Here is a 10,146-nt window from a genome sequence, read left to right as displayed (position 1 = left end):
CAAAACGGACAATAACCATTAGAAATAACAGATAACAGATAACAGATAAAAGCGAATAGCGTCGCGCCTCAGTATAGCAGCAACTCTATATAATCGTTCTATCTAATAAGTCGTTGGCGTATGCGCACTTACTATATGAGTCACCGTATCACTAGGATTAATAAAGGTATGCGGCTTCATGGTATCAATCACATAACTGTCCCCTTTATTGAGCAAGTATGTGGTCTCCTCGATGCGAATAAGAATCTTGCCTTCGATGACCGTCCCAATCTCTTCTCCTTCATGAGCGATTTTTTCTTCCGTTGAGCTGTTGGGCTGATAAGTCTCAATCAAAAACCCTAAGTTTTTTGTTGTGCTGCAATTGTATACCTGTTTAAGCGACACTCTGCTATTTGGTTCACTAAGCTCAATTAAATCTTTGGGAGTCACTACCACTCTTGCTTTAGGTTCTTTCCACTCGTCACTAAAAAAAGTCGTCAAATCAGAGCCTAGCACCGCTAAAATTGCTTTTAATGTATTGACGGCCGGACTCACTTTATTGCGCTCAATGGCGCTGATTGAGGTATTGGTCAGTCCTGCAAGCCTTGCAAGCTTACGCTGTGAATAACCTTTAGCAAGGCGCAGCTGATTGATTTTTTTACCAATATCTTCTTCTGGTTGTTCATCCGCTTTGATGGCTGTCTGAGCCTTTTCGGAGACGACTTTATCATCTAAATTGGTTTTATCTGAAGTATTATCTAGAGAGTTTTTTGCTGGCATGTTGAATGAATTCCGTGAACAAAAATTTGGACAAGTTATCTTGCGCATAATTTAACTCAGGATGCCATTGTACACCAATCATAAAAGGATGTTGTACTAAGCTTATTGCTTCTACTAAACCATCAGGCGCTAAAGCTTCCACAAGTAACCGTTCTCCGACTTTATCGATAGCTTGCTTGTGTAACGAGTTGACATGCCATTCTTTACCAAACTCCGCCAACCTTCCTTCTGGTTGAATTAAAACGTCGTGTACAGGCTGATACTGCACCTCAAGAGGCGCGGTACTGTCTTCTAGATGCGGCTCATAAAACCCTTCCACTTCGCGCCAGTCTGGATGTAGCGTACCCTCAAAATGAACATTCATCTCTTGTAGGCCACGGCAAACTGCTAACAAGGGCGTACCTGTCTCATCTGCATGAGCCAGTAGCTTAAAACTCAGATCATCACGCCCTAAATCTTGTTTTTCTTCAAGATGCGTTGCGCCATAACGGGTTGGTGCAACGTTACTATAGCTGCCTGTCAATAAAATACCATCAACAATTTCTAATAATGCGTCGAAGTTTGCACTATCAGCAGCTGTGTTTGGTAGCAATATAGGATTACCACCATAAAAGTTCACAGCATCGATATATTTTTGATAAACCGACTGTGATGGCTGACCATCAACCATCTTATAACAAGAAACAATAGCGATAACAGGTTTGTAAGTATGCATGTCAATCTTCCTTGAGTGTAACATCTGAATATAAAAGTTCAGATTAGATGAGCTTATATTGAGCTAAAATTTAACATATTATCTCGTAAAATGTAAACTATAAACTTCATTGTTGATATTAATTAATCATAATGAATATAATAAGTTACTTATTAATAGTTTTAAATAAGAATTGACATATATAAATTTCAACCATATATTGGAGGGGAACAGTAAAACAAAAGACACATTCTATAAATTAAACATATTGATAAAGAGTGATGCAGGGAAACGTTAAGTTATTAATATTGTTGATGAAAATCAATTAGACGTGCCTACTAGTCACTTATAGCGAGACGGTAACTTGTATCTCTGTCACCACTTATAATCACTGTTTTATTTGAAATCTTTGTTGACCTTCATAGGAAGGTTATACACGACAGCTATTAAAGACTTAATAGCAACAACCCAAAAAATCTTTAAAATGAATAGGAATTAGAGACATGACGACAACCAATGGAATGGTCGAATCTGCAAACAACACCGAATATGTCTATGTGGCTGCAGGTGATATTAATGGTTTGCTTCGTGGTAAGCGCATCCCTTTTAACCAAATGGAAAAAGCCCAGAACGGCAGTATCCGTTTGCCGTTGTCAATCTTAGGCGTCGACATATGGGGCGCTGATGTCATTGAATCCTCGCAAACAAATGGAGATATCGATGCTATTGCCCGCCCAACTGGACGAGCTGCCTATCCGCTTATCAATACCAGCGCACCGTCTTCACTACTACCTGTTTGGCTCTATACCGAAGACAATGAGCCATATTATGGTGATGCTCGACATGTATTGGACTACATCAGTAAAAAATTCAAAGCATTAGGTTTGACACCGGTCATGGCAACGGAGCTTGAGTTTTATTTGCTTGATTACACAGAAGGTGAAACCCCAAAACCCCCTATTCGTCCAAAAAGTGGCTTAAGACTGAATAAAACGTCAATTTTGAGTATCAATGATTTATTACAATTTGATGAGTTTTTAGATGAAGTCTATGCTCAATGTAAAAAACTTGATATTCCAGTTGATGCAGCGCTAGCTGAGAATGGTTGTGGGCAATTTGAAATCAATTTATTACATGTGGATGATCCATTGAAAGCTGCAGACGATGCTATTTTGTTTAAACAGGTTGTCAAAGCTGTCGCTGCACGTCGTAAACTAACCGCAACATTTATGGCAAAGCCTTTTGGCTTACAGTCAGGTAACGGCTTTCACGTTCATTGTAGTCTGCTTGATAAAGATGGCAACAATATCTTTGATGATGACTCAGAAGCTGGATCAGATATGTTACGTCATGCGGTAGCTGGCCTGCTAAAAACTATGTCAGATTGCACCATACTATTCGCACCTCATGTCAACTCTTATCGGAGGTTCACTCCAGGTACGCTTGCGCCAAACAATATCTCATGGGGTTATGAAAACCGTACGGCAGCTGTGCGTATTCCAGGTGGCGACTCTAAAGCACGCCGAATTGAGCATCGTGTATCTGGTGCAGATGCCAACCCATATCTGGTCTGTAGCGCTGTCTTAGCAGGCATGCTATATGGTATCGAAAACAAGCTTGAAGTCCCAGAACCCATCAACAGTATTACTTATGACGATACTGAGCTTAAAACCTTGCCTTTAGATTGGTTGTCAGCCATTCGTAAGTTTGAAAGTAGTGATTTGATTGACTCATTATTCCCAAGCGAGATGATCGAGCTGTTGATCGCCGTCAAAAAACAAGAAGCCAAGCGCTTTGCTCAGCAAGTTACTAACCTTGAATACCTCACCTATTTACAGGATGTCTAATATGTCAAATAGCAATACTACACCGCCTATGGATCAAAACACTCAGCAAAATAAGCCGTCCAATAACAAGCGCAATATCCCGCATTATTCAGACAAAGGACAATATCCTGATAGCTATTACGCTGCCAGTCGTAATCCTAAACCTGACAGACCAACGCTAAAAAATGACATTCAAACGGAGGTTTGTGTGGTTGGCGGGGGTTATAGTGGCTTATCAACTGCCCTACATCTGATTGAGACTGATCATGAAGTCGTCGTCCTTGAAGGCGCACAGATTGGCTGGGGGGCTTCAGGACGTAATGGTGGTCAGATCGTCAACGGTCTTAACGCCAGCCTACAAAAGATCAAAAAATCTTATGGTCAAAAAAACGCAGACTTCGTCGGTCAACTAGTGACTCGCGGTGGCAAAATCATTCGTCGTTTTGTCGCTGACTACAACATTGATTGTGATTTAAAAGAGAAAAACATCTTTGCAGCTCTAAACAATGGACAACTAAGAGACTTGCAAGAAACGCATGCGCTGTGGGAGAGCCATGGCATGCATGATCGAGAAATGTTAGACAAGTCTGGCATTCAAGAACACATAAAAACAGATGCTTATGTGGGCGGCGTCATTGACCATTCAGGCGGTCACTTTCATCCGTTAAATTTAGCACTCGGTGAAGCGGTTGCTGTTGAACAAGGCGGCGGTATCATTTATGAAAATACGTTGGTCGTCGATATTGAATACTCTGATGACTCTATCAAAATCATTACCGAATTTGGCACAGTTACTTGCAAACAGGCTGTAATTTGCGGTAATGCTTATCTAAATAAAGTCATTCCAAAATTGACTGATCGCGTTATGCCAGTGTCAACGCAAATCATCGCTACCGAACCCTTGGGTGATTTAGCAGATCAACTGCTTCCAACCGATGTCTGTGTTGAAGATGTACGCTATATTCTTGATTACTATCGTCTTTCTGCTGACAAACGTATGTTATTCGGTGGTGGTACAGTCTATGGTGGTCAAGACCCATCTGATATTACAGCTAAAATCAGACCCAATATGAACAAGATATTTCCAGAATTACGCGATGTTAAAATAGATTACGCATGGAGTGGCAACTTTGCTTTGTCCTTTTCTCGTGTGCCGCAGCTGGGCAAATTACATGATCGCGTATTTTTCGCGCACGGCTATAGTGGTCATGGCGTGACAGGCTCGCATCTATTTGGACAGATATTGGCAGATGCTATCAATGGCAAGACTGCAGAGTTTGATACTTTTACCAAAATACCATGGATACCTTTCCCAGGGGGCCGTGCATTAAGAGTACCTTATTCGATGATGGGTTCATGGTGGTATGCTCTAAAAGATCGTACTGGCATGTAGACCAATAGGATAAATTGATAGATAATAGTTTAGTTTTGAAATTTTTTGAGGATCGTTGTTACATTACACCATCACAACAAGGGAGTGTTGTGATGGGCTTAATAGCCAGTTGGTTCATAACTGCTATCAAGAATGAGTTATAGAGCAAATTCTGTTCTACAAAAAATGAGGTTTTACAAGGAGTGTAACTATGAATATGAAGTTCGATGATGCTGTTGAAGGACTGTTTCATAACAAACGAGTGTTTTTAACGGTAGTAGCGGGTATAGCCATTTACCTTGCTTTTGTCTGGCTTTCAAGTACTCGAGATGCATCAGAATCTTGGGGTGCATTATCACTATTACCAACGCTACTAGTCCTAATCACCGCCATTATTTCAAGACGTCCGTTTGAATCAATGATAGCAGGCTGTGTCGCTGGCCTGGTGATGCTCAATCCTTTTGATCTGGTCTCCCCCTTCGCTGACAATATCTCTATGGTCTTAGGTAATGAAACGATTATCTGGATCGTTTTGGTTTGTGGTCTTATGGGTGGGCTTATTCAACTGCTCGAGATCAGTGGTTGTCTAGATGGCTTTAGTGAATGGCTACAAAAGATCATCAAATCACGTAGACAGTCACTTTTGGCTACTTTTGCTTTGGGTATTGTAGTCTTTATTGATGACTATCTAAACTGTTTAGCCGTATCGACTTCTGTCAAAAAACTCACAGATGCGTATGGCGTATCACGTGAGAAACTGGCTTATATCGTTGACTCTACAGCGGCGCCTATGTGTGTGATTGTTCCTATTTCTACTTGGGCTGTCTATTTTGCAGGTTTGTTGGAAGAAAATAACGTCGCAGGAGACGGCGCTGGCTTAGGGCTTTATATCAGTGCTATTCCTTATATGGCATATGCTTGGTTTGCCCTTCTTATTGTATTCTTAGTTGCTACTGGTATATTTGGCAACTGGGGTCCAATGAAAAAGGCTGAGAAACGTGCACAAGCTGGTAACCCTGTCCCTGAAGCCTTTGTAGAAGAGCAATTAATCTCAAACGTAAAAGCCAAACGTAAGCTATCATTTAAAGCCAATATCTTAAACTTTGCTTTTCCTATGATCTTATTGATCGTCTCAACCATATACTTTGAAATTGATTTATTAAGAGGCGCGTTATTGACGTGTTTTGTGACGGTTCTTGTATATTGGGTACAAGGAATTTTGAGCTTTGAGACCCAAGTTGAAGCTATCTTTAAAGGCTTTAAAGTTATGTTATACCCACTCTCAACTGTAATTGGTGGCTTTTTCCTAAAAGCAATCAATGATGAGCTTGGGATGACTATGTATGTTATTGAATCCATCACTCCATATATGACCGTTATCATCTTCCCTGCTGTCATTTTTGCAGTCATGGCTTTCTTAACATTTGCAACGTCGTCAAGCTGGGGTCTATACGTCTTAGCGATGCCAATTGTTTTCCCAATCTCTATGGCTCTAGGGGTTAGCACGCCACTTATGATTGGTGCCTTATTATCTGCCTCTTCATTTGGTAGTCATGCTTGTTTCTTTAGTGATTCATCATTATTAGCAGCACAAGGCGCTGGCTGTTCACCGATGCAGCACGCCTTTACACAGTTCCCTTACGCCATGCTAGGTGCTGTACTGTCCGTCGCAACTTTCTTAGGTTTAGGGTTTATGATGGCTTAGATGTAGCGTAGCGGTAGCGTTATTACCAAACCATTATAATGTGGGCAATTACCAACTGGTAGTTGTCCACTAGCGACTCTTTAGAATGGTTTTTTGTCCGACCTTACTTATCCGCCAATAGATAAAAGGAATTAGATTATGCGTACTGTAACCGTAGCTACCACACAAATGGCTTGTGGTTGGGATAAACAACAAAACATCGATACTGCAACTGACCTAGTTACCAAAGCAGCTAAGGACGGTGCCAACATTATTTTACTGCAAGAATTGTTTGAAACGCCCTACTTCTGCCAAGTTCATGACTTCGATTATTTTAAACTTGCCACCTCTGTCACAGATAATACTGCTATCAACCATTTCAAAAAATTGGCCAAAGAGCTAGAAGTGGTCTTACCGATTAGCTTTTATGAAAAGTCAGGCAATACGTTTTTTAATAGTGTCACGGTGATAGATGCTGATGGCGAAATACTTGGAACCTATCGTAAGACGCATATACCAGATGGTATCCCTTACGCTGAAAAGTTCTATTTTACCCCAGGCGATACTGGCTTTAAGGTATGGCAAACCAAATATGCCAAGATTGGGGTCGGTATTTGCTGGGATCAATGGTTCCCAGAGTGCGCGCGTAGTATGGCATTGATGGGTGCTGAGATATTATTTTATCCAACAGCTATTGGTGATGAGCCAACATTGGGTATCGAATCAAAGGGGCATTGGCAGCGCTGTATGCAAGGACATGCAGCAGCCAACCTGATGCCAGTGGTCGCGTCTAACCGTATTGGCTCTGAGACCGTCACGCAAAATGGCGTTGATAGCGTTATGTCGTTTTATGGTGGCTCATTCATTACTGATGGCCGAGGCGAGATTACTCAAGAAGCATCAGCGGATAAAAATGAAATCATCAGCGCCACTTTTGACTTAGACAAACTTGCTCGTGAACGTCAAGAGTGGGGCGTTTTCCGTGATCGTCGTCCTTCTATGTATGGCACTTTACTTACTCATGGCTAAGCTGCAAATAATGTCAAACTGTGACTGATATAGGCCACACAAAATAGTTTCTTAAAAGATTACTGCTAACAAGGTGACTCATATGTCTGAACTCATTCAAGACTCAACTCCGTCAGAAGACGGTTTTTATATGCCAGCCGAGTTTGAGCCCTTACAAAAAGTGTGGATGGTCTGGCCTTATCGAGAAGATAATTGGCGTCAAAATGCTGCCCCTGCTAAAGCAGCTTACAAAGCGGTAGCGTTGGCTATTAAGCCCTATTGTAAAGTTGCAGTCTTAGTCAACCCTAATGACTACCAAGCTTGTCGTGATAGTTTGCCAGCTGATATTGAAGTCATCTCTATGCCAAGCAATGATGCGTGGGCACGCGACATCGTACCGACGTTTTTGATTAATGATGCAGGAGAGGTTCGCGGCTGTGATTGGACTTTTAATGCTTGGGGCGGCAACTACGACGGCCTTTATGCACCCTGGGATAATGATGATAAGTTAGCAGCGCGTCTATGCGACTATTTAGACATTAAACGCTATCGTACCGAAAATTTTGTGATGGAAGGTGGCGCGTTTCATGTCGATGGTGAAGGTACAGTATTAACCACTCGTATGTGTCTGCTCAGTCCTGGACGTAATCCGCATCTTAGCGAGTCTCAAATTGAGGACAAGCTAAAAGCTTATCTGAATGCCCAAAAGGTGCTATGGATTGATGACGGTATCGATCCTGAAGAAACCACAGGCCATATTGACGACATCGCTTGTTTTGCACGCCCTGGTGAGGTGGTTTGCTTATTTACTGATGACCCTAAACATCTATTTTTTAAGGCCACTCAAAAAGCTTATGAACAGCTCTCAAACATGACAGATGCTAAAGGTAGACGTCTAACAGTTCATAAACTTTGCTGTACCCAAAAGCCAGTTACTTTGCCTGAGAACTATGACATAGTACAGTCTGATGATGCTAAAGCGCGTCGTACAGGTGATGTATGTATTGCCTCCTATGCCAACTTTTTAATCTGCAACGAGGCCATCATCGTCCCGCAATATGACGATATCAACGACAGTTTAGCCATTGCACAGCTTGAAAAAGTATTCCCTCATCATCAAGTAGTGGGAGTAAAGACAAAAGAAGTTGTTTTTGGGGGCGGTAACATTCATTGTATTACCCAGCAGCAACCCGCCACGAAGCAATAATACTCAGATAACAGTAAATTTGCTGAAATTTTTAGCTATTCATACGATTTAGTATTTTACTGTAATAAGCTTTACCGTTTATAAAAACACTTACAAACTTTATAGAAATACTATCTTAAACGTAAATTGTTTAAATATTAACTAAAATGGATTTTAACCAAAGGAATATTTATGAGCGATTATCAAGTGAGCAACCCTGCGACTGGCGAAATTGAAGCCACTTACCCGACGGCGACTGAGCAAGATATTCAGCACGCTATTGAGCAAGCAGACAACGCTTATCAAGATTGGCAAAAAACGTCTCTTAGCGAACGTAGTGCGATATTAAATAAAGTCGCTGACATTTACATTGATCGTAAAGATGAGCTGGCACGTATCGTTGCAAACGAGATGGGTAAACCTGTTGGGCAAGCAAAAGGTGAGATTGGTTTAGTTGCTGAGATTTATCGCTACTATGCAGACAATGCTGAGCAGCTATTGGCACCAAATACGATCGATGTTGACCAAGGTTCAGCGTCCGTAGAAAAGTTGCCAGTTGGTGCATTGCTTGGCATTATGCCGTGGAATTACCCGCATTATCAGGTAGCACGTTTTGTCGCGCCAAACGTAATGGCAGGCAATACCATTATCTTAAAGCATGCGCCTCAGTGCCCCAATACCGCAGAAGTCATTGTTGATATCTTAAAAGATGCAGGCTTACCTGATGGCGTGTATAACAATGTGTTTGCTACCAATGAGCAAGCTGCGACTATTATCGAAGATAGTAGAGTACAAGGTGTCTCATTAACAGGCTCTGAGCGCGCAGGACAAGCGGTTGCAAAAATAGCGGGCGGTGCCCTCAAAAAGGTTGTATTAGAGCTTGGTGGTTCTGATGCCTTTATTGTCGCAGCAGACGCTGATATCGAACAAGCTATTAAAGGTGCAATCGAAGGTCGCTTTGGTAATACTGGACAGGCTTGTAATGCCGCTAAGCGCTTAATCATTGTCGATAGCGTATACGATCAATTTGTCAAAGGCTTTACCGATGCTGTACGTGGAATGAGCCTAGCGGATCCGCACCATGAAAAGACTTTTATTGGACCAATGTCATCGAAAAGTGCAGCAGAGAATTTACAAGAGCAGTTGGACAGTGCTATTAAAGCGGGCGCAACCGTGCTCGTTGAGGGTGGTATGGTGAAAGACAAGCCTGGCGCTTGGTTCGCCCCTGCTGTACTGACAGACGTTGATGATTCGATGGATGTTTATCGCGAGGAGCTATTTGGTCCTGTCGCGGTCATCTATAAAGCTCGTGATATCGCTCATGCTATTAAAATTGCCAATGATGTTCCGTTTGGTCTTGGCGCGTCCATTCAGACCCAAGATTCGGCTTTAGCAGCACAGATCGCTGAACAACTAGAAGTGGGTATGGTAACGATTAATTCACCGTCTGGCTCTGAAGCCAACACCCCATTTGGCGGTGTCAAACGCTCAGGGTTTGGTCGTGAGCTTGGCACCCTTGGTATCACTGAGTTTTTAAACTATAAGTTGATTCGTGATAAATCGTAATTAATAGAGTCATTGTTTATACAAACAAAAAATTTAACATTTGATGTTAGG

The 10,146-nt window shown here is 41.8% G+C and carries 8 protein-coding genes; 6 read left to right on the top strand and 2 right to left on the bottom strand.

What is annotated here, in order from left to right:
- Positions 1-102: 102 nt before the first annotated feature.
- A complete protein-coding gene (locus PENNN9_RS11475; protein WP_227511813.1) occupies positions 103-759 on the bottom strand; it encodes a cupin domain-containing protein in 657 nt (218 codons plus the stop codon).
- Positions 734-1,474 carry a gamma-glutamyl-gamma-aminobutyrate hydrolase family protein gene (locus PENNN9_RS11470; protein WP_058369805.1) on the bottom strand — a complete coding sequence of 247 codons (741 nt, stop codon included), beginning with the start codon at positions 1,472-1,474 and terminating at the stop codon, positions 734-736. The genes PENNN9_RS11475 and PENNN9_RS11470 overlap by 26 nt, the downstream gene beginning before the upstream one ends.
- A gap of 482 nt (positions 1,475-1,956) precedes the next feature.
- Between PENNN9_RS11470 and PENNN9_RS11465 the strand changes: the two genes are divergently transcribed.
- The 6 genes from PENNN9_RS11465 (at position 1,957) to PENNN9_RS11440 (ending at position 10,095) form a co-directional block, all read left to right on the top strand.
- Positions 1,957-3,300 (top strand): glutamine synthetase family protein, encoded by a 1,344-nt coding sequence (locus tag PENNN9_RS11465; RefSeq protein ID WP_058369804.1) that lies wholly within the window; start codon positions 1,957-1,959, stop codon positions 3,298-3,300.
- Position 3,301: 1 nt separating this feature from the next.
- Positions 3,302-4,672 (top strand): NAD(P)/FAD-dependent oxidoreductase, encoded by a 1,371-nt coding sequence (locus PENNN9_RS11460; protein ID WP_256713905.1) that lies wholly within the window; start codon positions 3,302-3,304, stop codon positions 4,670-4,672.
- A gap of 190 nt (positions 4,673-4,862) precedes the next feature.
- On the top strand, positions 4,863-6,356 hold the full coding sequence (locus PENNN9_RS11455) for a Na+/H+ antiporter NhaC family protein (protein WP_058369803.1): 1,494 nt from the start codon (positions 4,863-4,865) through the stop codon (positions 6,354-6,356).
- Positions 6,357-6,491: 135 nt separating this feature from the next.
- Positions 6,492-7,364: an N-carbamoylputrescine amidase gene (gene aguB / locus PENNN9_RS11450; protein ID WP_197409104.1), complete on the top strand. Its 873-nt coding sequence runs from the start codon at positions 6,492-6,494 to the stop codon at positions 7,362-7,364.
- Positions 7,365-7,446: 82 nt separating this feature from the next.
- The gene (aguA, locus tag PENNN9_RS11445) at positions 7,447-8,550 is read left to right on the top strand and encodes an agmatine deiminase (protein WP_058369801.1); all 1,104 of its coding nucleotides are present in this window, start codon (positions 7,447-7,449) and stop codon (positions 8,548-8,550) included.
- Positions 8,551-8,721: 171 nt separating this feature from the next.
- On the top strand, positions 8,722-10,095 hold the full coding sequence (locus PENNN9_RS11440) for an NAD-dependent succinate-semialdehyde dehydrogenase (protein ID WP_058369800.1): 1,374 nt from the start codon (positions 8,722-8,724) through the stop codon (positions 10,093-10,095).
- The last annotated feature ends 51 nt before the right edge of the window (positions 10,096-10,146 follow it).

The sequence above is a fragment of the Psychrobacter sp. ENNN9_III genome, assembly GCF_001462175.1.
Classification (GTDB): Bacteria; Pseudomonadota; Gammaproteobacteria; order Pseudomonadales; family Moraxellaceae; genus Psychrobacter.
Note: the sequence above shows the minus strand (reverse complement) of the source record. Positions and strands in the feature narration are given on the sequence as shown.

Bases quoted from the DNA above. Each gene is read 5' to 3' on its own strand.
- PENNN9_RS11475 (WP_227511813.1), bottom strand. From the start codon at position 759: ATGCCAGCAAAAAACTCTCTAGATAATACTTCAGATAAAACCAATTTA.
- PENNN9_RS11470 (WP_058369805.1), bottom strand. From the start codon at position 1,474: ATGCATACTTACAAACCTGTTATCGCTATTGTTTCTTGTTATAAGATG.
- PENNN9_RS11465 (WP_058369804.1), top strand. From the start codon at position 1,957: ATGACGACAACCAATGGAATGGTCGAATCTGCAAACAACACCGAATAT.
- PENNN9_RS11460 (WP_256713905.1), top strand. From the start codon at position 3,302: ATGTCAAATAGCAATACTACACCGCCTATGGATCAAAACACTCAGCAA.
- PENNN9_RS11455 (WP_058369803.1), top strand. From the start codon at position 4,863: ATGAATATGAAGTTCGATGATGCTGTTGAAGGACTGTTTCATAACAAA.
- aguA (WP_058369801.1), top strand. From the start codon at position 7,447: ATGTCTGAACTCATTCAAGACTCAACTCCGTCAGAAGACGGTTTTTAT.
- PENNN9_RS11440 (WP_058369800.1), top strand. From the start codon at position 8,722: ATGAGCGATTATCAAGTGAGCAACCCTGCGACTGGCGAAATTGAAGCC.